This is a genomic window from Gluconacetobacter takamatsuzukensis (assembly GCF_014174275.1).
GTDB lineage: Bacteria > Pseudomonadota > Alphaproteobacteria > Acetobacterales > Acetobacteraceae > Gluconacetobacter > Gluconacetobacter takamatsuzukensis.
This window is the reverse complement of record NZ_JABEQK010000007.1, coordinates 96,409-120,968: the sequence shown is the minus strand read 5'-3', so window position 1 is coordinate 120,968 and position 24,560 is coordinate 96,409. Positions and strand designations below refer to the sequence as shown.

The 24,560-nt window shown below is 66.6% G+C and carries 18 protein-coding genes; 8 read left to right on the top strand and 10 right to left on the bottom strand.

The features are described from left to right. Nucleotides 1-82 precede the first annotated feature (82 nt). The 3 genes from HLH27_RS10505 to HLH27_RS10495 all read right to left on the bottom strand — a co-directional run bounded on the left by HLH27_RS10505 (nucleotide 83) and on the right by HLH27_RS10495 (nucleotide 5,215). Nucleotides 83-1,024 carry a helix-turn-helix domain-containing protein gene (locus tag HLH27_RS10505; RefSeq protein ID WP_182949979.1) on the bottom strand — a complete coding sequence of 314 codons (942 nt, stop codon included), beginning with the start codon at nucleotides 1,022-1,024 and terminating at the stop codon, nucleotides 83-85. Between the two features lie 766 nt (nucleotides 1,025-1,790). Next, nucleotides 1,791-2,684, bottom strand: a complete 894-nt coding sequence (locus HLH27_RS10500) for a transporter (protein WP_182949978.1) — start codon at nucleotides 2,682-2,684, stop codon at nucleotides 1,791-1,793. A 77-nt stretch (nucleotides 2,685-2,761) separates the two neighbouring features. Next, nucleotides 2,762-5,215: a membrane-bound PQQ-dependent dehydrogenase, glucose/quinate/shikimate family gene (locus HLH27_RS10495; protein ID WP_182949977.1), complete on the bottom strand. Its 2,454-nt coding sequence runs from the start codon at nucleotides 5,213-5,215 to the stop codon at nucleotides 2,762-2,764. A 317-nt stretch (nucleotides 5,216-5,532) separates the two neighbouring features. Between HLH27_RS10495 and HLH27_RS10490 the strand changes: the two genes are divergently transcribed. From HLH27_RS10490 to HLH27_RS10480, 3 genes are all read left to right on the top strand, one after another. Continuing rightward, nucleotides 5,533-7,113 (top strand): Na+/H+ antiporter, encoded by a 1,581-nt coding sequence (locus HLH27_RS10490; RefSeq protein WP_182949976.1) that lies wholly within the window; start codon nucleotides 5,533-5,535, stop codon nucleotides 7,111-7,113. A 136-nt stretch (nucleotides 7,114-7,249) separates the two neighbouring features. Further along, nucleotides 7,250-8,092, top strand: coding sequence for a helix-turn-helix domain-containing protein (locus tag HLH27_RS10485; protein ID WP_182949975.1), 843 nt, complete (start codon nucleotides 7,250-7,252; stop codon nucleotides 8,090-8,092). A gap of 294 nt (nucleotides 8,093-8,386) precedes the next feature. Next, a complete protein-coding gene (locus HLH27_RS10480; RefSeq protein ID WP_182949974.1) occupies nucleotides 8,387-10,603 on the top strand; it encodes a TonB-dependent siderophore receptor in 2,217 nt (738 codons plus the stop codon). Nucleotides 10,604-10,663: 60 nt separating this feature from the next. On the opposite strand, the gene HLH27_RS10475 is transcribed toward HLH27_RS10480, so the two are convergent. Then, a complete protein-coding gene (locus HLH27_RS10475; RefSeq protein WP_182949973.1) occupies nucleotides 10,664-11,584 on the bottom strand; it encodes a LysR family transcriptional regulator in 921 nt (306 codons plus the stop codon). 124 nt (nucleotides 11,585-11,708) lie between these two features. On the opposite strand from HLH27_RS10475, the gene HLH27_RS10470 reads away from it, so the two are divergent. From HLH27_RS10470 to HLH27_RS10460, 3 genes are all read left to right on the top strand, one after another. Beyond that, nucleotides 11,709-12,809 (top strand): alkene reductase, encoded by a 1,101-nt coding sequence (locus HLH27_RS10470; RefSeq protein ID WP_182949972.1) that lies wholly within the window; start codon nucleotides 11,709-11,711, stop codon nucleotides 12,807-12,809. Nucleotides 12,810-12,945: 136 nt separating this feature from the next. Next, nucleotides 12,946-13,365: a DoxX family protein gene (locus tag HLH27_RS10465; protein ID WP_182949971.1), complete on the top strand. Its 420-nt coding sequence runs from the start codon at nucleotides 12,946-12,948 to the stop codon at nucleotides 13,363-13,365. A 57-nt stretch (nucleotides 13,366-13,422) separates the two neighbouring features. Then, nucleotides 13,423-14,241 (top strand): alpha/beta fold hydrolase, encoded by an 819-nt coding sequence (locus HLH27_RS10460; RefSeq protein WP_182949970.1) that lies wholly within the window; start codon nucleotides 13,423-13,425, stop codon nucleotides 14,239-14,241. A 174-nt stretch (nucleotides 14,242-14,415) separates the two neighbouring features. Here HLH27_RS10460 and HLH27_RS10455 read toward each other — a convergent pair whose 3' ends face one another. Then, nucleotides 14,416-17,136 carry a TonB-dependent receptor plug domain-containing protein gene (locus HLH27_RS10455; RefSeq protein WP_220790371.1) on the bottom strand — a complete coding sequence of 907 codons (2,721 nt, stop codon included), beginning with the start codon at nucleotides 17,134-17,136 and terminating at the stop codon, nucleotides 14,416-14,418. A 290-nt stretch (nucleotides 17,137-17,426) separates the two neighbouring features. Here HLH27_RS10455 and HLH27_RS10450 point away from each other — a divergent pair, with 290 nt between their 5' ends. Beyond that, nucleotides 17,427-18,362, top strand: a complete 936-nt coding sequence (locus HLH27_RS10450; RefSeq protein ID WP_182949969.1) for a LysR substrate-binding domain-containing protein — start codon at nucleotides 17,427-17,429, stop codon at nucleotides 18,360-18,362. 126 nt (nucleotides 18,363-18,488) lie between these two features. On the opposite strand, the gene HLH27_RS10445 is transcribed toward HLH27_RS10450, so the two are convergent. Continuing rightward, entirely contained in the window at nucleotides 18,489-19,955 is a 1,467-nt protein-coding gene (locus HLH27_RS10445; RefSeq protein ID WP_182949968.1) for an aspartate ammonia-lyase, read from the bottom strand. Between the two features lie 203 nt (nucleotides 19,956-20,158). On the opposite strand from HLH27_RS10445, the gene HLH27_RS10440 reads away from it, so the two are divergent. Then, on the top strand, nucleotides 20,159-21,361 hold the full coding sequence (locus HLH27_RS10440; protein WP_182949967.1) for a pyridoxal phosphate-dependent aminotransferase: 1,203 nt from the start codon (nucleotides 20,159-20,161) through the stop codon (nucleotides 21,359-21,361). 132 nt (nucleotides 21,362-21,493) lie between these two features. Here the strand turns inward: HLH27_RS10440 and HLH27_RS10435 are convergent, their stop codons facing one another. The 4 genes from HLH27_RS10435 to HLH27_RS10420 are packed head-to-tail and all read right to left on the bottom strand — an operon-like array spanning nucleotide 21,494 to nucleotide 24,511. After that, nucleotides 21,494-21,925: an acetyl-CoA carboxylase biotin carboxyl carrier protein subunit gene (locus HLH27_RS10435; protein ID WP_182949966.1), complete on the bottom strand. Its 432-nt coding sequence runs from the start codon at nucleotides 21,923-21,925 to the stop codon at nucleotides 21,494-21,496. Next, on the bottom strand, nucleotides 21,922-23,286 hold the full coding sequence (gene accC / locus HLH27_RS10430) for an acetyl-CoA carboxylase biotin carboxylase subunit (protein ID WP_182949965.1): 1,365 nt from the start codon (nucleotides 23,284-23,286) through the stop codon (nucleotides 21,922-21,924). Before accC ends, HLH27_RS10435 begins: the two co-directional genes overlap by 4 nt. Continuing rightward, entirely contained in the window at nucleotides 23,283-23,750 is a 468-nt protein-coding gene (locus tag HLH27_RS10425) for a biotin/lipoyl-containing protein (RefSeq protein WP_182949964.1), read from the bottom strand. The genes accC and HLH27_RS10425 overlap by 4 nt, the downstream gene beginning before the upstream one ends. 5 nt (nucleotides 23,751-23,755) lie before the next feature. Continuing rightward, nucleotides 23,756-24,511 (bottom strand): SDR family oxidoreductase, encoded by a 756-nt coding sequence (locus HLH27_RS10420; protein ID WP_182949963.1) that lies wholly within the window; start codon nucleotides 24,509-24,511, stop codon nucleotides 23,756-23,758. Between the last annotated feature and the right edge of the window lie 49 nt (nucleotides 24,512-24,560).

Sequence of the window (24,560 nt, the reverse complement as noted above, 5' to 3'; positions counted from 1 at the left end):
GGCCGCGCGCCGGGCGGTAAGTGCAGGATACCAGGGCAGAATACGGAATGCCGGGGGCCGGCGGGGGTTCTGAAACAGTTTCTTACGCGATGGCGAGCTGGCGCATCTTGCGATAGAGGGTGGCCCGGCTGATGCCCAGGCCGCGTGCCGCGCGGGTGACGTTGCCCTGGGTGGCGGCGAGGGCAGCGTGGATGACGCTTTCCTCCGCCTTGCGGAAACTGGGGGAATCGTCGCCTTCCAGCGCCGAGAGCAGGTTGGGCTGCTCGCGGATCATCTCGTCCGTCCAGTGCATCAGGGTGCGTGCGGCGCGGGTGGCGCCGACCACCTGGCCGTCATCGTCGATCGCGACCAGGGGGGTGGAGCAGCCATCGGCCGTGTCCAGCAGCAGGACCTTGCGCCCGTCATAGCGGGTGCGGAACAGATGTTCCTCGATGCGGCGGCCGGCCTGGATGAGGGTGTCCATCAGCAGGGGGGCGGCGTGGCGCGAGGAATCGCCGTGGAATGCGGCGAGGTTGAGTGCGCCGACCATCTGGCCCTGGGCGTCGTAGATCGGGGTGGCGAAGCTGGCCAGCAGCGACAGGCAGAAGCGCCAGTGCTCGCCCTGGCCGAGAAAGAGCGGGTCGCCGTCGCGGACGCAGGTGCCGACGCCGTTGGTGCCGGCGATGGCTTCGTCCCAGATCGCGCCCTGTTGCAGGCACATCCTGCGGCAATGGGCCGACTGGCTTTCATCCGCGCAGCGGGCCAGCAGCATGGCGTCGGTATCGGCCAGCAGGACCAGCAGGCCCAGCGGGTGGACCAGGTCGAACAGGCGCCGCATTTCCGGCTGGGCCGCGCGCATGAGGGGAACGGAGCGCCCGCTGACATGGCGGAATTCCGCGCCGCTGAGAATGTCGGCCGCCCAGCCCTGGGCCGGGTCGACATGGTGGGACGCGGCGCAGCGCTGCCACGACCGTTCCACCCTGATGGCATCGGCGCCGTTATGCGCCCTGCCCGTGCCGCCTTTATGCGGACCTGCCCATTCCATCGTTCGCCGCCGCGCCCGTAATCGCTTCACAACACGTTCTGGAGCGCCGTCCCTGGCCGGATCGGGTCGGGGGTGGCGCCTGCCAGGGTCTTCGGGACGTTCCGTCCCTTAATTTACATATAACATATATACAGCTTCTGGCTGCTGCCACGTCAATGCCCTGTGGGGGGTGCGGCGGCAAGAAGTCGTGATGAGGCAGGCGGCGATCGGAGGGGAATGGCGGCCGTTTCGAAATAATGTGATGCGGGCAGGAAAAACGCGCGGGACACGGCCCGCGCCGGGTTTCCGGCAGGGTGGCTTTGTGAACTGCCCGATCCCGACTGGAAAGTCGGCTTTCCGAGTGAGAGTGCCGCGAAAGCAGCATGGCCGGCGTGGGTTTTTGAGCATCGGAGTGCAGGACACGCGCGGAGGACACGCCGGCAGGGTGGCTTTGTGGGCCGCCGGATTCTGCCTGAAAAGTCGGCCTGCCGAGTGGGAGTGCCGCGCAGCGGCACGGCCGGCGTGGGTTTCCGAGCATCGGAGCGGAGCGGCCTTATCGGCCGTGAGCACCGAAGCGCAGGAAACGCGCGCCGGATCGCCGGCAGGGCGGCTTTGCGAGCCACCGGATTCTGCCTGAAAAGTCGGCCTGCCGAGTGAGAATGCCGCGAAAGCGGCACGGCCGGCGTGGGTTTTTGAGCATCGGAGCGGAGCGGCCTTGTGGGCCGTGAGCACCGAAGCGCAGGAAACGCGCGCCGGATCGCCGGCAGGGCGGCTTTGCAGGCAGAATCTACCAGAGGTAGACGAGTTTTATGTAGTAGGCGTTGCTTTCGGGCGTGTTTCGGCCTTCGACCGAATGGGTGTAGCGGGTGGTGAAGGAGAAGTTCTTGGCGATGTTGAACATCATGCCGACGCCCAGCGCGACCTCGCGGCTGCTGGAATCCTTTACGTAGGAACGGCGCGTGTTGTTGTAGGTGCCGGTCACGTTCTGCCAGTCCAGCGCGAAGAACGGTTCGAGCAGCTTGGTTGCCTTCCAGCTCCAGCGCAGGTTGGAGTAGAAGACGATTCCGGGAAAATAGCTGTTCTGGCCGCGTATGTGCTTGGTGGAGCCGACCACCGTGCCCGCGTCGCCGTCGAAGCTGAAATGTTTCCATTCATAGTCGAAGATGAAGCTGGAGATGTTGGACCAGTAATTGGGCGAAGTGGCGTCGCGCGTGCCGTCGGGCGTCTGCATGAAGGTCTGGAAGCCGAAGGTGCTGTGGGCGTTCGGCTTGAACCATGCGGCGGGGCCGACGATGGTGGGGCCGAAGCCGCCATAGTTCTTGCCGTTGGCCAGGGTGAAGCTTTCGCCCTGGATCAGCTCGAACGCGAAGCCGACATGGGGAATGGCCTCGAAACTGCGGAAATGGACGTATTTGGTCAGGCCCGACCAGGTGTGGCTGCCCTGCCCCGGCGTGCGCTGGCCCGAGCCGTTGTAATAGGAGCCGGCGGCATTGCCGTCGCCGTACTGCACCAGCACGTTGAAGGGCTGGAAGTCGACCGGGAGATCGTATTCGTGGGGGCCGATGATGCCCAGCGTGACGTCCGAGGCATGGGCCGCCGGGGCGGCACCGAGCAGGACGATGCCGGGGATGGAAAAGCGGACCAGGGTCCGAAGCCATGCCGGCTGTTCTGTCAAACGCATTGGTTTGATTCCGTTGGGGGCGATACCGGGCGCGCTGGGCGCGCCCGGTATGCTTGTTACCTGTTATTATTGTTTATTTATTGGACGGTCGCGCCTGCTGCCTGCGTGCCGTCAAGCGTGTAGGCGATGATGTAGTCGCCGCTGCGCGTGCCCAGGCCGCCATGGCCGCCGGCCGCGATCAGGACATATTGCTTGCCGCCGATCTCGTAGGACATCGGGGTGGCCTGGCCGCCCGCCGGCAGGCGGTCGCGCCAGAGCACCTTGCCCGTCGCGAGGTCGAAGGCGCGCAGGTAGTCGTCGGCGGTGGCGCCCATGAAGACCACGCCGCCCTTGGTCACGATGTTGCCGCCGATATTATACATGCCGGTGGGCAGGGGCAGGTTGTCGTGCGTCCGGAACGGGCCGGTGTCGCGGGTGGTACCGACCGGGTGCTGCCAGATGATCTTCTTCGTCACCAGGTCGATTGCCGTCATCGTGCCCCAGACCGGGCCCTTGCAGGGAATCTGCAGCGGGTTCAGCCAGGGATTGGTGTAGGCGATATAGGGCGTGCCGTAATCGGGCGAGACCGACAGCGCGTCGCCCTTGGCCGCGGGCTCTTCACCCTGGCCGTTCCATTTCGGCAGGGTGCCGGGGCCTTCCAGCGTCTGGCGATGGTCGAGCTTGATGCGGAACGGCAGGTAGCTTGCGTTCGCCAGCATGATCTTGCGCTGCGGGTCGATCGTGATGCCCTGCCAGTCCACGATGCCGTAGAAGGCCGGGTAGACGATCGTGGTCTTGCCGACATGCGGCGGGGTGAACTGGCCCTCATAAGCCGACTGGCGGTACTGGATGCGGCAGATCATCTGATCGAGCAGCGTCGCGCCCCACATGTCGGTCTCCTTCAGGTCCGGCGGCGTGACCGAGGGCATTGCGGCCGGGAAGGGCTGGGTCGGCGACACGCGGTCGTCGGGCGCCACGCCGGCGGTGGGCACCGGACGTTCCTCGACCGGGTAGCCGGGGACCGGCTGGCCGGTGCGGCGGTCGAGCACGAAGAATTCGCCGCGCTTGGTGCTCTGCACCAGTGCCGGGATCATCTCGCCGCCCGGGCCGGGCAGGTCGACCATCGACGGGCCGGCGGGGATGTCCATGTCCCACAGGTCATGATGCACGGTCTGGTAGGTCCAGCGGCGTTCGCCGGTCACGATGTCCAGCGCGATCGTCGCGGACGAGGTCGCGTCGTCGAACGGACGGCGCGAGCCGCCCCAATTGTCCGGCGGGGAGTTGCCGGTGGGGATGTAGACCAGGCCCAGGTCGGGGTCGGCCGTATACACGCCCCAGGCGTTGGGGGTGTCGCGCGTCAGCACGTCGTCGGGGCCGGGGGTCCAGGTTTCCGGCGTGTGGCCGGCGTCCCATGCCCAGGCGATGGCGCCGGTGGTGGCGTCGAAGCCGCGGACCGCGCCCGAGGGTTCGAAATTGGCCTGGTTGTCGAAGATCCAGCCGCCGGTGATCAGGCGGTTTTTCGCCACCAGCGGCGGCGAGGTGACGAAGTGGAACCCGTGGGGCACGTGGCCCAGATACTGGCGCAGGGAGATGAAGCCGTGATCGCCGAAATCGTCGCAGGGCTTGCCGGTCTCGGCATCCAGCGCCACGATCCGGACGTCGGCCACCGGCGAGTAGATGCGCGTGCGGCAGCTGGTCTGGATTTCGTCCGGGATCCTGTAATAGGTCACGCCGCGGCAGGAGAGATAGACGTTCTTGGCCTGGTCGGCCGCCGCGGGGTGCGGATCGAACGTCCATTTGACCTTGCCGGTCGCCGCGTCCAGCGCCATCACCCAGCTATGGGGCGTGCACATGTACAGCGTGTCGCCGACCTTGATCGGCGTGACTTCCAGGTTGAATTCATGCCCCTGGTCGGGGCCCGCGACCGTGCCTTCGCCGACCTGCTGGACGTCGCCCGTGCGTGTGAGCCACGCGCGCTTCAGATGGCCGACATTGGCCGTCGTGATCTGCGCCAGCGGCGAGTATCGGTCGCCGCCCATGGTGCGGCCATAGGCCTGCCAGTCGGCGGCGGGGATGCCGTCGGCGGCGGAATCGGCCGTGTCCTGCGCCGCCATCCGGTCGGCCGGCACCGTGCCGTCGATCGAATAGGAGGTGAAGCAGCTGACGACCAGCGCCAGGGCGCCGACGCTGACGGCGCCCAGCATCTCGCGCTTGTCGGCCAGCCAGCTTCCGCCCAGGCGCCAGACCCAGGGCAGCAGCATCCAGGCGCCGATGCCGACCAGCGTGAGCAGGCGGACTTCGAGGTTCCAGATGTTGAACCCGGCCTCGAAGAGCGCCCACACCGTGGCGAGGAGCAGCAGCCCGGCATAGAGCCGCAGCGCGAGCCGGGGCGATTTGAACGCCGCCGCCGCCGCGCCGATCATGACGGCGCCCGCGAGGACGTAGAACAGGGACCCGCCGATGGCGGCCAGGTATCCACCGCCCAGCAGGAGAAAAAGCCCGACAAGGGCGAGCAGGATCGAGGTGACGATCGAGAACACACTCGTAATCATCTCGCGTATGTTCCTTATTCTTGTTGATGTTTCCGTGATATGGGACAATTGGCGAGGCCGGGGCCCCGTGGCTGTTGCCGACCAGCCCGCTTATCGGCAGGAAGGTTTTCGGATCGCTACGATCCCGTAAGCTCTCTCACACGAACGTGTCCCGCCCCCTGGCGACTGTCGCAAAGCTGAGACAATAGTGACCGGCGGCGGGGGCGCCCGGCAGAGGTACCGGGAGCCGTGGGGGCGGGCCGCCATGACCGCGCCGCCCATATGATGTATGCATGGGGTGTATCCGACCCATACGCCCCCTTGCGGATTCCCCCCCCATGTCCGACGTCGCCCGCTACGAGTATTTCCTGTTCCTGCTGCTGGTGATCCTGGCGCTGGAGCGCCTGGCGCGGTGGCTGAGGCTGCCGCCGGCGGCGGCCTTTATCCTGGGCGGGACCGGGCTGGCGCTGCTGCCGGGCACGCCGGAGCTGACGATCGACCCCGACCTGGTCATGGTCGTGTTTCTGCCGCCGTTGCTGATGAGCAGCGCCTGGTTTACGGCCTGGCACGAATTTCGCCGCAACCTGCGCGGCATCCTGGCGCTGGCGGTGGGGACCACGCTGTTTACCACCCTGGCGGTGGGCATTGCGGCGCGGCTGGCGGTGCCCGCGCTGCCCTGGGCGGTGTGCTTCACGCTGGGGGCCATCGTCTCGCCGCCCGATGCGGTGGCCGCCGAGGCGGCGATGGAGCGGCTGAGCCTGCCGGGGCGCCTGACCTCGCTGCTGCTGGGGGAGAGCCTGCTGAACGATGCCACCGGGCTGGTGCTGTTTCGCTTTGCGCTGGCGGCCGCGCTGACGGGGCTGTTCGACCCCGTGGCGGCGGTGGGGGCGTTCGGCCTCGTTTCGGTCGGCGGGGTGGCCATCGGGGCGGTGATGGGGTGGGGCGGGCTGTGGCTGATCCGCCGGCTGCGCGACAGCGACCTGATCATTACCGCGACCGTGCTGCTGGCGGCGGCATCGTATATCGGGGCCGACCGGCTGCATGTCTCCGGCGTGCTGGCCACCGTGACCACCGGGCTGATGCTGGGGTGGAGCCAGCATGCCGATTTCAGCGCCAGTACGCGGGTGCGCGGGCTGGCCTTCTGGAAGGTCATGGTCTTTCTGCTGCAATCGGTGCTGTTCATCCTGATCGGCCTGTCGCTGCGCGGGGTGCTGCACCGGCTGGAGGGGACGACGGACCTGCTGCACCAGCTGGTGATCCCGATCGCCGCGATCCTGGGGACCATGATCGTCTCGCGCTTTGTCTGGCTGTTCGGCGCCGATGCGGTGCGGGCGGTGCTGCGGCGCTGGTGGCCGCGCCGGTTTGCCACCCCTTCCCTGCCCGAGACGATCGTCATGGGCTGGTCGGGCATGCGCGGTGTCGTGACCCTGGCCGCCGCGCTGTCGCTGCCCGAGACGCTGCCGGGCCGCGACCTGGCGCTGTGCTGCGCCTTTGCCGCCATCCTGGTGACGGTGCTGTTGCAGGGCATTACGCTGGAGCCGCTGGTCCGTGCGCTGAAGCTGACCGACGACGAGGCCGCGAGCATCCGGACCAACGAGAACACCGCCTGGGTCCGCGTGGCCGAGGCGCAGCTTCGGGCGATCGAAGAGGCCTCTCGCCTGCCGGACGGGGGGGAGCGCCATCCGCGCCTGCTGGAGCAGTATCGGCACCGGCTGCGCGTGACCCGGGATTATGCCCGGGACATGTCGGCCCACCGGCCGGAGGAGATCGCGCATTACGAGGCCGTGCTGGCGGCGATCCGGGCGGCGCGGGCGGAAATCCTGGCGCTGCATCGCCAGGGGCAGATCCACGACCATGCGTTGCGGGCGCTGGAGCAGGACCTGGACATGCAGGAGATCGCGGCGGAGACGCGGCTGTAGGGACGCGCATGGCGGGTTTCGCCTTGGCAGGCCGGCGGCGACGGAGGATAATCGGGCTGGCCGGCCCTGACGGGCCCGGGGTCGTTTTTTCTCTTGCCGGGCGCTGTTCGTGAAAAATGGGCGGGATCGTCGCGTCATGAAACGCACTGCCGATCTTCCGCCCCATCCGCCGCCCGTCGTGGGTTTTGCGGATTGCTATGTCGGCGGCTTCGTGGACCGGTTCCATGCCCATGAGCGGGGCCAATTGTCGCTGTTCCTGGCCGGGAGCGTGACGGTCAGCACGCAGGACAGGCGTTTCGTGCTCGGCCCCGGGCAGGGGATGTGGATTCCCGCCGGCATGATCCACGAGGCCGATTGCCGGACCGACCTGGTGTTCCAGGTCGTCTATATCGATCCCGGCCTGACCGGTGCGGACCTGTCGTGCAGGATGTTCGACGTGTCGTCGCTGATGCGGGGCCTTGTGGACGAGATTATCGCCATGGGGTTCGATTTTGCCATGGACGCGCGCATGGCGCGCATCGCCCGGCTGCTGGTCGATGAAATCGGGCGGGCGCCACGGATCGCGGATCGGCTGATGCTGCCGTCCGACCCCCGGCTGCGCCGCGTGTGCGAGGCGATTACCGCCCGGCCGGGGGATTGCCGCGACATCGATTACTGGGCGCGGGAGGCCGGGATGGCGCGGCGGACCTTTACCCGCCTGTTCCAGCAGGAGATGGGCCTGGGATTCGCCGCGTGGCGGCGGCGGGTGCGGGTGATCGAGGCGGCGTCGCGGATCGCCGCCGGCCAGTCGATCGCGGAGGTCGCGTTCGACCTGGGCTACGACAATGCCGGCAGTTTCAGCACCATGTTCCAGCGGACCTTCGGCGTTTCGCCCAGGACGCTGCGCGCCGGTTCGTCGCCGGCGCTGCGTCCCTACCCCGTTTTGCCGGCGCGGCAGGACGACGATGGGGCGGAACCGGGCGGCGGCGGGGAACGCTGATCCCCGCCGGTCGCGACGCCGTCGCGGCCGTGCGGAACATCCCTGTCTTTTCCGATGGCATGCGGATCGGCTCCCTCCCCCGGTCGGGAGCGTGCGCGCGCACGCGCGGCACGCGCGATCTGCGCAATAGCGGCGATCGGGCACATTTTGCCCGCGTTCGGGCCAAGGGGAGGCGCGTGGCTTGCTGCGGGTTCGGCGCGCGGTTATGAGCGCAATTAATTCTCGTTCTTAACATCAACGTCGGCCGTGCCCCCTTCCCCCGGCAGCAGAAGCCCGCAACACGATGAGTCCGGTATGCAGTACAGCAGGATTATCTATACTATTCTTTTCTCGCTCGTGCTGAGCGAGGCGGCGATTGCTGCCGAACAGGAGACGAAAACCGACAGGCTGCGGCAGACCGGAACGGCCACGCCGAAGGGGGCCGTCGACACGGCGAAGGCAAAGGCCAAGGCCCCGCAGGCGGAGCGGGTGCAGGTACTGGGCCATACGGCCTCGACCGTCGCGTCTTCCGCCACCAAGAGCAATACGCCCCTGGTCGAGACGGCGCAGTCGGTTACTGTCGTGACCCGCAACGAGATGGATGTGCGCGGGGTACTGACCCTCAACCAGGCCGTGCGGTACGCCGCGGGCATTACCGCCGACACCCGTGGCGGGGAAGGGACGCGCTACGACCTGTTCGATCTGCGCGGGTTTACCGTGCCGACCTTTCTCGACGGGTTGAAATTCCAGGACAGTCCCACCGGTTTTGCGGTGGCCCAGACTGATACGTTCCGCCTCGAACGGGTCGAGCTTCTGAAGGGTCCGGCCTCGGCGCTTTATGGCCAGTCCAGCCCGGGCGGCCTGACGGCGTTGTCCAGCAAGCTGCCGACCGACCAGCGATTCTACGGCAGTGTGAACACGACCGGCGGGATGTTCGACCTCTATCGCGTCGATGCGGATGTCGGCGGGTTTGCGACCGATGACGGGCTTGTCCGCTACCGGATCTATGGCACGGCGAACGGGCAGCATACGCAACTGAGCAAGACCGGAAGCCGGCGCTTCAGCATCAGTCCCGCCTTTACGTTCGGGGGGGACGGGCCGACCACGCTGACGCTTCTGGGCAACTACCAGTACGATCCGGAAAGCGGGTCCTATGGCGGGGTGCCGCTGGTCGGATCGCTGGTTCGGGCATCGTATGGCTATCTGCCCCGGAATTTCTATGACGGTGACGTGCCTTCGGAAAAGTTCAACCGCAGGCAGGGGGCGATTACCTATATCCTGAACCATCGCTTCAACGACGACTGGAGCTTCAGCACGCGCGGGCGGTACGACGATATCCGGACCATTTACCGCAGCGTCTACGATAACGGGTATTACGACAGCGACGACGGCACCAGCGGCACGCTGCTTTCGCGTTCGGCGTACGGGACGCAGGAGCATACCTACAACCTGGCCTTCGACAGCCAGTTCAAGGGGCGTGTACGCACCGGGCCGCTGCGGCATATGCTGATGTTCGGGTTCGACTACATGCAGCAGAGGGCGAACGACACGGAAGCCTATGGCGACGCGCCCGACCTGGATGTGCTGCATCCGGACTATCATATGGTCATTCCGGGCCTGACGCCCTATCTGCACTATGTCACGGATTCCCATCAGATCGGGACCTATGGGCAGGACGAGATCCGCTGGCGCCGGCTGATCCTGACCGGCAGCATCCGCAACGATTGGTACCGGTCGCACCAGGTCGAGTCTTTCGAGCCGTCCGACACGCGGCAGAGTGCGAGCCAGATTACGTGGCGTGCGTCGGGCCTGTATCATTTCGATTTCGGCCTGGCGCCCTATATCAGCTACTCGACCTCGTTCCAGCCGCAATCGGGGCTGGTTTCCAGCGACGGGGGCACCACGCTGCGGCAGGCCAGCCCTTCGGTCGGCAAACAGCTTGAAGGCGGGCTGAAATATCAGCTTCCGGGCACCTCGCTCCTGCTGACCGCCGCCGGATTCCATATCGAGCAGAGCAATGTTCTCGTCTCGGTCGCCAATAGCGGCTACAGCGTCCAGAGCGGGCTGGTGCATTCGGATGGTTTCGAGTTCGAAGCCCATGCCGAGCCGTTCCGGAACCTGATGCTGACGGCGGCCGTCAGTGTCCAGAAGGTGCATGACGATTCGACCGGAAAACCGCTGATCCAGTCGGGCAAGGGCAATGCCTCGCTGTTTGCCTTCTACACCATGCCGTCGGGCCCGGTGAAAGGCCTGGGGTTCGGGGGCGGGATGCGGTATTCGGCGAAGGCGTATGGGGGCGAGGCGACGTATGGCAGCGTCTGGCTGCCGCAATATGCGCTTTTCGATGCTTCCGTCAGCTACGATCTGTCGAATGCTTCCCGCTCGCTGCGGGGATGGAAGATATCGGCCAATGTGCGGAACCTGTTCGACAGGAAGTATATCGCCAATTGCTTTGCCTACGGTGCCGATGGCGAATATTGCTATTACGGCGAGCGGCGCAACGCCCAGGCCAGCATAGGGTATAGCTGGTAAAGAGCCTGATATGGTCAGGAGATTCTGGAAGGGTGCGTTATCTCCCTGCCGGATGGGCGATCATGAGCCGCCCTGCCCCGTCGGAACCGCTGCCTGCGATGCGCCGACGAGAGACTGCACGAAATCGGAAAACGCGCGGGCGCGGGCGCTGGTCAGGCGGCCGGCGGGGTAGAGGGCCCACAGGTCCACCGGCGCCAGGTCCCAGCCCGGCAGGCAGCGCACCACCGCGCCGCTTGCCAGTTCCGGCTGGAACATCCAGTCGGCGGCGACGGTCAGGCCCAGATCGGCCAGGACGGCGGCGCGGATGCCCTCGGCGGCGCCGAGATGCAGGCGGGCGTGGAGGGGGACCGTCATGTCCGTGCCGTCGGCGCGGCGGAAGGTGGGTTTGAGCGTGCCGCCGCGCGTGTAGAGGATGGCCTGGTGGACCGGGAGGTCTTCCGGCGTGTCCAGCACCGGGGCGGCGGCGAGGTAGCGGGGGGTGGCGATCACGGAGCGGCGGCCCCGGGCGAGGCGCCGGGCGATGACCGCGCTGTCGTTGAGCGGGCCCACGCGGATGGCGATGTCGATGCCTTCCGCCACCAGGTCCACCCTTCGGTCGTCGAGTTCGATATCCACGTCCAGCCTGGGGTGGGCGGCGAGGAACGTGCCCAGTTTCGGCACGATCTGGATGCGGCCGAAGGTCGTGGGCAGGGCGACGCGCAGGCGGCCGTCGAGGCTGGCGGTGCTGTCGCGTGCCGCGCGATCGGCTTCCTCGGCCTCCGCGACGATGCGGGCCGCGCGCTCGAAATAACGCTGGCCGGCGTCGGTGGGCGCGAGGCCGTGGGAGGAGCGCAGCAGGAGCTGGACGCCCAGCGTGCGTTCGAGCTGCGCGACGGCCTTGGAGACCGCCGGCTGGCCCAGGTGCAGCCGGCGGGCGGCGGCGGTGAAGGAGCCGGTTTCGACGACCCGCACGAAGGCGGTCATGGCCTGGAGACGGTCCATTGTTATTCCAGACTGGAATGGAGACTATGGAATTATCCTGTCTGCCAATCCGATGTGGAACTGTCCATCCTGTATTTCGACGGCCGCCCCCACCGGGTGGCCCCCGATGACAGGATGACCCGATATGACCGACCTGCTGTTTTCACCAAAATTCCTGGGCCCGACGCGGCTGGACCATCGCATCGTCATGGCGCCGCTGACCCGCATGCGCGCCAGTGCCGGCGACATGCCCAACGAGATGATGCGGACCTATTACGCCCAGCGTGCCACGTCGGGCGGGCTGCTGATTTCCGAGGCGTCGCCCGTTGCGCTGACCGGCTATGGGTTCGAGCGGGCTGCCGGGATCTATGACGATGCGCAGATTGCCGGCTGGGCGCGGATTACCGAGGCCGTGCATGCCAAGGGCGGGCGGATGGTGCTTCAACTGTGGCATGTGGGGCGGCAGTCGGCCCGGGTGCTGCAACCCGGGGGTGTGGCGCCGGTTGCGCCCTCGGCCATTCGCGCCGACGGCACGGCGTGGACGCTGAACGGGACCGTGCCCTACGACATGCCGCGCGCGCTGGAGCGGGAGGAAATTCCCGGGCTGGTCGCCGCCTATGGTGCCGCGGCGGAGCGGGCGTTGAGGGCGGGGTTCGACGGCGTCGAGATCCATGGGGCGAACGGGTATCTGCCCGACCAGTTCTTGCAGGACGGGACCAACAGGCGGACGGACGCGTATGGCGGGCCGGTCGAGAACCGGGCGCGGTTCCTGCGCGAGGTGACGCAGGCGGCCGTGGATGTGTGGGGGGCGCCGCGCGTGGGGGTGCGGCTGACGCCCAGCGGGGCCTATGGGTCGATGGCCGACAGCGACCGGCATGCGACGTTCGGCTATGTCGCGCGGATGCTGGACCGGATGGGGATCGGGTACCTGCACATCGTGCAGCCCCGGATCGGGGCCGATGCCGAGGCGAACCCGGTGGATGCCACCATCCTGCGGCCGCTGTTCGGCGGCGCGATCATCGCCGCCGGCGGGTTTACGCGGGACAGCGCGGAGCGGCTGCTGGCCTCGGGCGATGCCGACCTGATCGCGTTCGGGCGCAATTTCATCGCCAACCCGGACCTGGTGGCGCGTTTGCGCCATGACTGGCCGCTCAACCGCTACGACCGCGCGACCTTCTATGGCGGGGATGCGCGGGGGTACACCGACTATCCGTTTCATGACGGCCTGGAGGGGGTGCGGGTGTAACGGTTAATAAATGGAACCGATGTGTTTCAGTTGTTTCCGTTTTCTTTGGACCTGTTCGCTCATAACGTGATGGCAACGTCGACAGACGGAAACCACGGATTTTCCGCTTCACCTTATCCGACCAAGGATGCCTGCCATGTTCACGCCCGCCACCCGCGATGCCGCACTGCTGTTCTCCCGCATTGCCCTTTCGCTGCTCTTCCTTGTCATGGGGTGGGGCAAGCTGTCGGATTATTCCGGCGCCGTTGCCTACATGGCCCAGACCGGTGCCCCCCTGCCCGCCCTGTCGGCGCTGGTCGCGACGGGGGTGGAGCTGGGCATCGGGATTGCCCTGGTGCTGGGGGTGTTTGTCGAGCCGCTGGCGCTGCTGCTGGCTGTCTATACCGTGGCGACGGGTTTTATCGGCCATCATTTCTGGACCATGGAGGGGATGCTCCGGTACGACATGATGATCCATTTCTACAAGAATATCGGCATTGCCGGTGGGCTGGTCGCGCTGGCGGTGGCCGGGCCGGGACGGTTTGCGCTGCGCCTGCGCCGGGCGCCCGGCGCCTGAGGGCCGCCCCCTGCCCCAACGGACGAATACCCATCAGAATCAGGAAAGGACAGGATTATGACACGCTTTACGACTTCCGACGGTGTGGGCCTCTATTACAAGGACTGGGGCGCGGGGCAGCCCGTTCTGTTCAGCCATGGCTGGCCGCTGAGTGCCGACATGTGGGACGAGCAGATGCTGCATCTGGCGGAAAACGGTTTTCGGGCCATTGCCTTCGACCGGCGCGGCTTCGGCCGGTCGGACCAGCCCTGGCAGGGCAACGAGTATGATCGGCTGGCCGACGATATTGCCGAACTGATCGCGCATCTGGACCTGCGCGACGTGATCCTGGTCGGGTTTTCGATGGGGGGCGGCGATGTGACCCGGTATATCGCCCGTCATGGCAGCGAACGGGTGGCCAAGCTGGCGCTTCTGGGCGCGGTCACGCCGCTGTTCATGAAGACGGCCGACCATCCGGTGGGCCCCGAGAAAAGCGTCTTCGACGGGATCCGGGCCGGGCTGCGGGCGGACCGGGCGCAGTTTCTGAAGGATTTTTCTTCAGTTTTCTATGGGATCGATCGCGGGGTACCGGTTTCGGACGGTGTTCTGGCGCAGACATTGCAGATGGTGCTCCAGGCGTCGCTGAAGGCGACCATCGATTGCGTCACCATCTTTTCCGAGACGGATTTTCGGCCGGACATGGCGAAGATCGATGTGCCGACGCTGGTGATCCATGGCGATGACGACCAGGTGGTGCCGCTGGAGGCCACGGGCGCGCTGGCGGCGCAGATGATCGCGGGGGCGGAGCTGAAGATTTACGAGGGGGCGCCGCATGGGTTTGTCGTGACGCATGCGGAGCGGTTGAAGGGGGATCTGCTGGCGTTTGCGCGGGGGTAAGGAAGGGTTCTTCTTTTTCTGAAGAAAAAGAAGCAAAAAGACCTTTATCCGTTTTGGGCCATCGCGTGTCCCGGCAAAAACCCTTGAACAGATCAAAAGTTTTTTGGTTCTTTTTTTCAAAAAAGAACGCCTTTGCCCCGCCCGGATGATTGTTCCGGGCGGGGCAAAGAGACGTCAGAACGTAGCGTCGACGCGGCCGTAGTAGTAGCCGCCGGTCATCGGGATGCCTGCCGCGAAGGTGTCGTAGATGTTGGTCCCGTTATAGCGGGTGGATTGCGGGATTTCGCGGGGGCGGATGTTGAAGATGTTGTTGCCGCCGATGGCGACGTGCCAGTGGGGGGTGACGCGGTAGCCCACTTGCAGGTCGGTCAGCCAGCGGGGGGCGCCCTTGAACTCGTACCAGCATTTTGTCGAATATTGCTGGGACGATCCGTCGGCGCAGGTGCCGGTGGCCCAGTCCTGGTAGGTCAGCAGGCTCTTGGTCTGGCCGTAGCGGCTCTGGCGGATGTTGATGTCGAAATCGCCGATCGTCCACAGGGCGTTCAGGATCAGCTTGCTGCGCGGATATTCCGTGGTGAACTGGGAAATGGCCTGGGCGTTGAGCAGCGGCGTGCCGGTCGCGTTGGTGGCGATGTGCCCGACGCGGGTGCGGTTGAGGTCCAGCGCCGCCGACAGGGCCAGGTTGCCGTATTGTTGCAGGTGCAGCGTGTAGTCGGCCTTGATGTCGACGCCCTGGGTGCGGGTGCTGGCGCCGTTGGTGATGTAGTTGGCCGTGACGTTCTGTGCCGGGATGGTGGAGGGCACGGTGAAGCCCAGGGAGGCGAGGGCTGCGACCGCCGCCGGGCCGCTATAGCTGCTGCTGCTGACCAGGCGGTCGCGGATGGCGATCTGGTAGGCGTCGACCTCGACATGGAAACCGTCGACCGGTTCGAGGACGAAGCCGCCGGAGAGGTTCCATGACCGTTCGGGCTTGAGCGGGGTGGCGCCGAGTTCCTGCGCCGCCGCCGAGTTGGCGGGGAGGAGGCCGCCGGCGACCGTGGGCGACAGGGCGGCGGAGCTGTAATGCTGCTCGGCCAGGGTGGGGGCGCGGAAACCGTTGCTGACCGTGCCGCGGATGGCGATCCGCTTGCTGAAATCGTAGCGGGTGGAGACCTTGCCGTTCTCGGTGTTGCCGGAGTCGGTGTAATGTTCGAACCGGCCGGCGAGATCGATGTCCCAGTGCGGCATGATCTTGAAATCGGTATCGAGGTAGCCGGCCCAGATGTCGCGGCTCCACGACCCCGCATTGGTGGGGGTGAGGCCGACGATGGCCTGCGGGCCGCCGAGCTGGTACGAGGAGGGCTCGCCCGGTGTCAGCTCGTAGGTTTCCAGACGGTGCTCGGCGCCGAAGGCCAGGTTGAGCGGGATGTGGAACGGCAGGGTGAAGCCCCGGCGGAAATCCAGCTTGTTGTCCCACTGCGCGGCGGTGAAGCCCTTGAGGAAGAACTTGTCCTTGACGTAGCCGCAGCCGTCGCCCGACGCGTAGAGCGAGGTGGGATCGACCGAGGCGGGGACGCAGGTGGATTTCAGCATGCCCAGGTTGACGTTGTTGGTCGTGGAGAGATTGACCTGGTCGGCGCCGTAGGTGGTGCTGAGGTTCCAGTCGAAGCCGAAGAGATTGGTGCCCTTGAGGCCGAGCGTGGCCGCGTAGTCGTTTTCCTCGCCCACATCGAGGGGTTCGAAGCCGGCCGGGTAGGCCGAGGGCAGGACGGTGGGCAGGCGATATTGCTCGAAGGCCTGCGAGTGGCGGTGGGCGTAGGTGATGAGGCCGTAGCCTTCGACCTTGTCGGTCAGGGGCTTGCCGAAGCTCAGGGCCAGGGATTCCCGCGTTTCCTCGGGAACGTTGGTGACCTGGTTGGAATAGAGGGGGACCGGGAGGCTGCCGGTATAGGCGCTGCCCGTATAGGCGCCGGCGGGGGCCTGGTCCTCGATCAGCCGGTGGTCGATGGCCTTGATGACGGAATCGTCGCGGTGCATGTACTGGCCGGAGAGGTGCAGGTAGCCGTCATCGCCCAGGCGGATGCCGCCATCGGCGTCGACCTGCGCCGTCCAGCCGTCGCCCAGATAGGCGTTGGCGCCGGTGGTGGCGCTGACATGCAGGCCCGAGGGCTTCTTCTTGGTGATGATGTTGACCACGCCGGCGATGGCGTCGGACCCGTAGAGGGCGGCGGCGCCGTCTTCCAGGACCTCGATATGGTCGATCGCGGCGGCCGGGATCATGTTGAGGTCGGTGGGGGTGGAGCCGAAATTGACGCCCGCGCCGGTGCTGATATTGGCCGTGGTGTGCCGGCGGATGCCGTCGACCAGGACCAGCACGTGGTTGGGGTTGAGGCCGCGCATGCGGATGGACGAGGTGAGTGCGTCCGCGTTCTGGCCCATCGCCTGGATGTTGATGGACGGGTAGGTGCGGGCCAGGGCCTCGGCCAGGTTCGGCAGGCCGGTGCGGGCCAGGGTGGCGGCGGTGACGACCGTGACCGGGCTGGAGCTTTGCCGGGCATGGCGGTTGGGCGCGCGGGTGCCGGTGACGATCACCTGTTCGTCGGCGTCGGCCTTGTGCCTGGGCTGCGCGCGACCATGTGCCTTGGCGGGCGTTGCCTTGACGGTGCCGGTGCCGGAACCGGTGGCATCGGCCGTGCTATCGGGTGCGCGGGCGCCGGCCGGGCGCGCGGCCAGGGTGGTGGCGGCGAGGAGGCCCGCGACGGCCCAGCAGGCGACCGGGCGCAGGGCGGTGCCGGCCTTCCACCACGATGCGGGCGGGACCGGCGCGATTCCCTGCCGTTGCGCGGACACGGCAGCCGGAAGAGCGATATCGGCATTGCCATGGGATCGCGGCAGCCGGGAATATTGAAGCAACATATTCGCCACCCATCTGGTTTGATTGAGGAATGTTCCTGTTATGAAACATGATGTTCACGATGACACCGGCGGCCGCCCGGCCCGTGGGCGCACCACGGGCGATTTGGGAAAATCTTAGACAGCGACACCAACTGCGTATGCAGAAGTTACGATGCAGATATGAATATGGCAGCATAGTTAAATCATATGGGTCGTGGCCGGCGGGGGTGGCGGGGGTGCGCGTGTTCGTTGACGGGGGGCGGGGCGATGCCTACTATCGGGTGCCCCATGCCCGCGATACGGAGTGACAGTTGGACATCAGACGGTTGCAGGCATTTGTAAAAATTATAGATCTCGGCAGTATCTCCCGCGCTGCCGACCTGCTGAACATTGCCCAGCCCGCGTTGAGCCAGCAGCTGGCGGCGCTGGAAAGTACCTTTCGGCAGAAACTGGTGATCCGCAGCAAGAGCGGCGTGACGCCGACGATGGCGGGGGTGGAGCTGTACCGGCACGCGCAGACCATCAGCAAGCAGCTGGACCGGGCGATGACGGAGATTGCCCTTGGCGCGGGGCCGCTGGTGGGGAAGGTTTCCGTCGGGCTTTCGCCCTATAGCGCCGGGTCGACGCTGGCGGTCGATCTGCTCCAGCGGGTGCGGACCAGCCTGCCGGGGGTGGTGCTGCATCTGACCGAGAGTTTCGACGAAATATACAGCGAACTGATCATGACCGGGCGACTGGACATGGCGGTGATCCATGGGGCCGGGCCGATCAAGGGGGTTTTGTTTACGCCCTTGATGAAGGAGGATTTTTTTCTTCTGGCGCCGGAAGCGCTGGATTTTCCGCAGGATTCCGCGGGTGCGGTGCAGCTTGCGGACATCATCGAGATTCCGCTGCTTGTGCCGCCGCGGCACAATTTCGTCCGCCAGCGGATCGACATGGCGTTTCTGCGCAAGCAGCTCGTGCCCAATATCGTCGCGGAGATCGAGGCGGTGCCGACCTTGCAGGAGGCGATTGCGCAGGGGATCGGCAGTACCATCCTGCCCTGGTCGGTCGCCAGCCGGATCGTGGTGCCCGGGCGGTCGAAGATCCACCCGCTGCGCAACCCGGTGATCCAGGAAGACGTGTCGCTGTGCATTCCCGAGACGGTGCCGGAAACCGAGGCTTCGGTCGCCGTGCGGGAACATCTGGTCGATCTGGCGCGGGCCATGGCGACGTCGCGCAACTGGCCGGGCACGCAGGCCACCTGACAGTCCCCTGCCCTGCCTGCGTGAGAGCCTGAGCGTAAATGCGGACTAGCGGCGATCCGACGCGCGTTTCCTGCGCGCCGGTGCTCGGAAACAGACGACGGGCGCGGCCCGGCGGGCCGCTCTCGCTCACCAGTCCGCATCTACGCTCAGGCTCCCGAGATTGGGGCTGGTGAGCCGGTCGGGGCTCAGGAGGTCCGTGAGTCTTTCGCGCGACAGCAGGTCTTCTTCCAGCACCAGGTCGGCGATCCGGCTGCCTTCGGCCAGGGCACGCCTGGCGAGGGCGGAGCAGGTTTCGTACCCCAGCACGGGGACGAGGGCGGTGACGACGCCGAGGCTGTTGTCGGATAGTGCGCGGCATCGTTCGCGGTCGGCCGCAATCCCCGCGATGCAGCGGGTGCGCAGCGTGTCGATGGCCGGGGTGAGCAGGGATATCGACGAGAGCAGGCAATAGCTGATCATCGGTTCGAACGGATTCAACTGGAGCTGGCCGCCTTCGGCGCACAGGGTGATGGTGACATCGTGCCCGGCGACGAGGTAGGCGACCTGGCTGACCATTTCCGGGATCACCGGGTTGATCTTGCCGGGCATGATCGACGAGCCGGCCTGGACGGCGGGCAGGACGATTTCGCCCAGGCCGGCACGCGGGCCGCTGGAGAGCAGGCGCAGGTCGCCCGCGATCTTGGACAGTTTGAGGGCCAGCCGCTTCAGCGCGCCCGAAAACTGGGTGAAGGCGCCGACATCGGACGTCGCCTCGATGAAATCGGGGGCGGATGTGATCGGGTGACCGGTCAGGCGGGCCAGTTCCGCCGTGACGAGGCGCGCATGATCGGGGCGGGTGTTGATGCCGGTGCCGATGGCGGTGCCGCCGAGATTGACCTGGAGGAAGGCGGCGGACTGGGCGCGCAGGTTGCGGATTTCGGCCTGGACCATGCTGCGGAAGGCGCCGAATTCCTGACCCAGCGTCATGGGCACCGCGTCGCGCAACTGCGTGCGGCCGACCTTGAGGATCGGGGCGAATTCCCGGGCCTTGGCGTCCAGCGCCTCGGCCAGGGCCGCCAGTGCGTCCAGCAGGGGGTCGACCGCGAACAGGGCGGCGAGGCGCAGGGCGGTGGGATAGGCGTCGTTGGTCGACTGGGCCATGTTGACATGGTCGTTGGGGTGGAGGGCGGCGTAATCGCCCTTCGGCCGGCCCATGATCTCCAGCGCCAGGTTGGCGATGACCTCGTTGGCGTTCATGTTGGTCGAGGTGCCCGCCCCGCCCTGCATGGCGTCGACGACGAACTGGCTGTGAGAATGCCGGTCCTGCCGGATGCGGATGCAGGCGGCCTCGATGGCCGCGGCGCGTTCCCCGTCCAGGTCGCCCAGCGCGTGGTTGGTGCGGGCGGCGGCCTGCTTGACGATGGCCAGCGCCTGGACCAGTTCGGCAAACCTGCCGATGGGGGTGCCGCTGATGGGGAAATTGGCGATTGCCCGGCTGGTATGGACGCCCCAGAAGGCGTCGGCGGGGATTTCGGCCGGGCCCAGCAGGTCGCGCTCGATACGGCAGGCGGCTGGGCGGGCGGCGCTGTCGTCGTTGCGTATCGTGTCCGCCATGAATTCTGTACCTCGGGTGGGGGCCGGTCGGTTCGTCGGGTGAACCGTATCTGCATCGTAATGGTGGCGGAGCCGCCCCTCACCATACAATAGTTGTATGGGGCCAGATTATTTTCGACAGTATCTCGGGGGATGCGAAAAGACCTAGATTGTCCGGTGCGCCCTGTGCGCCACATATGCCATCGCGCCTGGAGAAAGCATCGATGCCTGGCTTTGCAGACCGACTGAATGGGATTGCGATTTCGGCGTCCGCCGCCATGACGGACAAGGCGTCGGCGCTGAAGGCGCAGGGGGCGCGGATTGTCAGCCTGTCCTCCGGCGAACCGGATTTTCCCACGCCCGACCATGTGGTCGATGCCGCCATTGCCGCCGCGCTGGGCGGGGACACCAAATATCCGCCGCAGGCCGGCAAGCCGGCCCTGAAGGCGGCCGTGCAGCGGAAATTCCTGCGCGACAATCATCTGGATTATGCGCTCGACGAGATCCTGGTGGCCAACGGGGCCAAGCAGATCATCTATAATGCCATGATGGCCACCTGCAATCCGGGTGACGAGGTGGTGCTGCCCACCCCCTACTGGATCAGCTATGCCGACATTGCCCGGCTGGGGGGCGCGCGGATCGTGCAGGTGCCCTGCCCGGCCGACAATGATTTCCGGCTGCTGCCGGCGGACCTGGATGCCGCCATCACGCCCCGGACCAAATGGCTGGTGCTGAACTTCCCCAACAACCCGACCGGCGCCTGCTGCCCGCGCCGGGACCTGGAAGAGATTGCCGCCGTGCTGATGAAGCACCCGCATGTGTGGGTGCTGACCGACGATATCTACGAACATCTGATCTATGACGATTTTGCCTTCCATACGCTGGCGGAAATCGAGCCGCGCCTGAAGGACCGGGTGCTGACGGTGAACGGTGTGTCGAAGAGCTATGCCATGACCGGCTGGCGCGTCGGCTTCTGCGGTGGCCCGCGCGACCTGATCGCGGCCATGAACAACATGCAGGGGCAGGCCACCAGCGGCATCAACACCATTGCCCAGGCGGCCGCCATCGCCGCGCTGGACGGGCCGCAGGATTACCTGAAGGTGCGGGCGGCGGAATATCAGGCGCGGCGCGACCTGGTCGTGGGGCTGCTGAATGCCATCCCCGGGCTGCACTGCCACACGCCGCAGGGGGCTTTCTACGTCTATCCCGATATCGGTGCCTGCATGGGCAAGGTTTCGGCCGGGGGCCGGAAGATCGACAGCGATACGGATTTTGTCATGGCGCTGCTGGAAGAACAGCAGGTGGCCAGCGTGCAGGGTGCGGCGTACGGGATGAGCCCGTTCTTTCGGATTTCCTATGCCACGGATACCGATACGCTGCGGGAGGGGTGCCGGCGGATTGCGGAATTCGTTGGGGGGCTTGTTTGAGGTTCTTCTTTTTCTGAAGAAAAAGAAGCAAAAAGACTTTTATTCGTTCAGGAGTTTTGTGCCGGGAACACGCGAAGCCCCTGAACGAATCAAGGTTTTTTGGTTCTTTTTTTCAAAAAAGAACGAAACCTGTCACGGCCGGATACTCAGGATCGCCGCCCCGTACCCGACCAGCGCGCCCTCCTGCCCCAGAATTTCGGCCACGATGCCGTCGGCTGGTGCGGTGACGGGGACCTGGAGCGTATCGAGGGTCAGTAGCGCGATGGTGTCGCCCTTGCGCACGGTGGCGCCGAGGGGCGCGAAGGGCTCTGCCCGGAGCGGGTGGCGCAGGGCGAGGTGGCCGAAATAGGGTGCGGTGGCGGTGATCGTTTCGGCCGGTGCCGGAGCGGCGGGCGGCGGCGTGACGGGCGATGGGGCGACGGTGAGGCGCAGCCTTGCGCCCGCCGCGTTGGACAGGTCCATGGAGGCGAGGCCGGCCTCGGCCAGCCATGTGGTGATCTGGGCGATTTCCGCGACGTCCGGGAGGGTGGAGAGGTCGGGGAGCAGGGGCGGCTTGCCGGTCATGGGGTTGCCCTCTCCGCGAGCCAGCGTTCGAGATAATGGATGTCGACGCCGCCTTGCTGGAAGTGCGGGTCGGCCAGGATGTCCTGGTGCAGGGGGATGTTGGTGGAGACGCCCTGCACCTGCATTTCGGCCAGGGCCACGCGCAGGCGGGCGATGGCCTGCTGGCGGGTGGCGCCGTGGGCGATGACCTTGCCGATCAGCGAGTCGTAATAGGGCTGGACGGTGTAGCCGGCGGTGACATGGGTATCGATGCGGATGCCGGGGCCGCCCGGCAGGTCCCAGCTGGTGATGCGGCCGGGGGACGGCATGAAGGTGCGCGGATCCTCGGCATTGATGCGGCATTCGATCGCGTGGCCGAGGGTTGCGATATCCTGCTGGCGGATGGCCAGTTTTTCGCCCTGGGCGATCTGGAGCTGGGCAGCGACGATGTCGATGCCGGTGGTGGCCTCGGTAATCGGGTGTTCCACCTGGACGCGGGTGTTCATCTCGATGAAGGCGAAGATGCCGTCTTCGTAGAGGAATTCGAACGTGCCGGCGCCGCGATAGCCGATGCGGCGGCAGGCCTGGGCGCAGCGTTCGCCGATATCGGCGATGATATCGGGGGAGATGCCGGGGGCCGGGGCTTCCTCCAGCACCTTCTGGTGGCGCCGTTGCAGGGAGCAGTCGCGGGCGCCCAGCCACAGGGCCGTGCCGTGCGTGTCGCACAGGACCTGGATTTCGATATGGCGGGGCTTCTGCATGAAGCGTTCGAGATACAGCGTGGGGTTGCCGAAGGCCTGCTGGGCTTCCTTGGCCGTGAGGGTGACGGCCTGTTCCAGCTCGTCCGCGTTCCAGACCACGCGCATGCCGCGTCCGCCGCCGCCGCCCGAGGCCTTGACGATGACGGGGAAGCCGACCTGGGCCGCCATGGCGTGGATGGCGTCCATTTCGGGCGGCAGGGGGCCGTCGGAGCCGGGGACGCAGGGGACGCCGGCATCGCGCATGGCGCGCTTGGCCGTGATCTTGTCGCCCATCATGCGGATGGAGGCGCCGGTGGGGCCGATGAAGGTGAGGCCCCCATCCTCGACCGCGTCGGCGAAGGCCGCGTTTTCCGAGAGGAAGCCGTAGCCGGGGTGGATGGCCGAGGCGCCGGTGGCGCGGGCGGCCAGCAGCAGGGATTCGGCATCGAGATAGGAGCGGGCCGCCGGGGCGGGGCCGATGCACAGGGCGATGTCGGCCTGGCGGACATGGCGGCTTTCGGCGTCGGCCTCGGAATGGACGGCGACCGTTTCCAGCCCCAGGGCGCGGCAGGCGCGCTGGATGCGCAGGGCGATTTCGCCGCGATTGGCGATGAGCACCCGGTCGAAGCGGCGCGCGCTCATGCCAGGCGGAACAGGGGGGTGCCTGCCTCGACTTCCGCGCCGTCCTCGACGAGGATCTGCGCGACCCGGCCCGACAGGGCGGCCTTGACGGCGTTGAAGACTTTCATCGCTTCTACCAGTCCTACCTGCTGGCCCGCCTGGACATCCTGCCCCACCGCGACATAGGGCGGGGTCCCCGGGGAGGGGGAGAGATGGAAGACGCCGTAGGTGGGGGCCGTGATGATGCGCGGGGCCTCGGGCGGCGGGGCCGGGGCGGCCTGTGGTGGGGGGGCGGGAGATCCGGCAGCTCCGGCGGCCGGATCGGCGGACGCGGCCCCTGCCCCGGCCCCGGCCCCGGCCCCGGTCGTGCCCCCGCTCGGACCACGGGTCAGGCGGATGGACTGGCCGCCTTCCGTGATCTCCAGTTCCTGGAGCGGGGAGCGGGCGAGCAGGTCGATCAGGTGCCTGAGCTGCTGGATGTCCACTGGCGTCAGGCCGCGCCGGGGGTTTTCTTCGCGAAGTTCAGGCCGCCGACCACCTGCATGGTCGGCAGGACCTCCATGAAGCTGACATTCATCCGCTGCGGGGCGAGGACGGCGAAGGCGACGGAATCGGCGATGTCGGCCGGCAGCAGGGAATCGTATTCGTCGAAGAAGCGCCTTTTGGCTTCTGCCATGTCGCCGATCAGGCGGCCGAAGACTTCGGTTTCCACCCGGGCGGGGGAGATTTCGGTGACGCGGATGTGCGAGCCGTAGAGGTCGCAGCGCAGTTGCTGCGACAGGGAATGCACGCCGGCCTTGGTCGCGTGGTAGACCGTGTTGCCGCCCGCGAAGGCGTAATGGCCGGCGATCGAGCTGATATTGACGACATGCCCGCGATCGCGCCGGACCATGCCGGGGACGATCAGGTTGGTCAGGTGCAGGACCGCGCGCAGATTGACGTCGATCAGCGCGTCGATATCGTCCGGCGTGGTGTTGGTGATGTTGCCGGTGCGGGACTGGCCGGCATTGTTGACCAGGATATCGATCTCGATCTCCTCGGCCAGGGCCGCGATGGCGGCGTGGTCGGCGACGCTGAGGGCGTGGGGGACGCAGCCGGTGTCCTCGGCCAGCCGGGCCAGGCGGTCCTTGTCGCGGGCGACCGCGTGGACGGTAATGCCGGCCTGTTGCAGCCGGCCCACGATCGCCGCACCGATGCCGGACGACGCGCCGGTGACGAGGGCTGTACGGTAGGGCTGGGTGCTCATTGCTTGAAATCCTGATCCTGCAAGGAAAAATGACGCGCGGCGCGGATCG

Coding starts and splice junctions, on each gene's coding strand:
- HLH27_RS10505 (WP_182949979.1), bottom strand. CDS start 1,024: ATGGAATGGGCAGGTCCGCATAAAGGCGGCACGGGCAGGGCGCATAAC.
- HLH27_RS10500 (WP_182949978.1), bottom strand. CDS start 2,684: ATGCGTTTGACAGAACAGCCGGCATGGCTTCGGACCCTGGTCCGCTTT.
- HLH27_RS10495 (WP_182949977.1), bottom strand. CDS start 5,215: ATGATTACGAGTGTGTTCTCGATCGTCACCTCGATCCTGCTCGCCCTT.
- HLH27_RS10490 (WP_182949976.1), top strand. CDS start 5,533: ATGTCCGACGTCGCCCGCTACGAGTATTTCCTGTTCCTGCTGCTGGTG.
- HLH27_RS10485 (WP_182949975.1), top strand. CDS start 7,250: ATGAAACGCACTGCCGATCTTCCGCCCCATCCGCCGCCCGTCGTGGGT.
- HLH27_RS10480 (WP_182949974.1), top strand. CDS start 8,387: ATGCAGTACAGCAGGATTATCTATACTATTCTTTTCTCGCTCGTGCTG.
- HLH27_RS10475 (WP_182949973.1), bottom strand. CDS start 11,584: ATGGACCGTCTCCAGGCCATGACCGCCTTCGTGCGGGTCGTCGAAACC.
- HLH27_RS10470 (WP_182949972.1), top strand. CDS start 11,709: ATGACCGACCTGCTGTTTTCACCAAAATTCCTGGGCCCGACGCGGCTG.
- HLH27_RS10465 (WP_182949971.1), top strand. CDS start 12,946: ATGTTCACGCCCGCCACCCGCGATGCCGCACTGCTGTTCTCCCGCATT.
- HLH27_RS10460 (WP_182949970.1), top strand. CDS start 13,423: ATGACACGCTTTACGACTTCCGACGGTGTGGGCCTCTATTACAAGGAC.
- HLH27_RS10455 (WP_220790371.1), bottom strand. CDS start 17,136: ATGTTGCTTCAATATTCCCGGCTGCCGCGATCCCATGGCAATGCCGAT.
- HLH27_RS10445 (WP_182949968.1), bottom strand. CDS start 19,955: ATGGCGGACACGATACGCAACGACGACAGCGCCGCCCGCCCAGCCGCC.
- HLH27_RS10440 (WP_182949967.1), top strand. CDS start 20,159: ATGCCTGGCTTTGCAGACCGACTGAATGGGATTGCGATTTCGGCGTCC.
- HLH27_RS10435 (WP_182949966.1), bottom strand. CDS start 21,925: ATGACCGGCAAGCCGCCCCTGCTCCCCGACCTCTCCACCCTCCCGGAC.
- accC (WP_182949965.1), bottom strand. CDS start 23,286: ATGAGCGCGCGCCGCTTCGACCGGGTGCTCATCGCCAATCGCGGCGAA.
- HLH27_RS10420 (WP_182949963.1), bottom strand. CDS start 24,511: ATGAGCACCCAGCCCTACCGTACAGCCCTCGTCACCGGCGCGTCGTCC.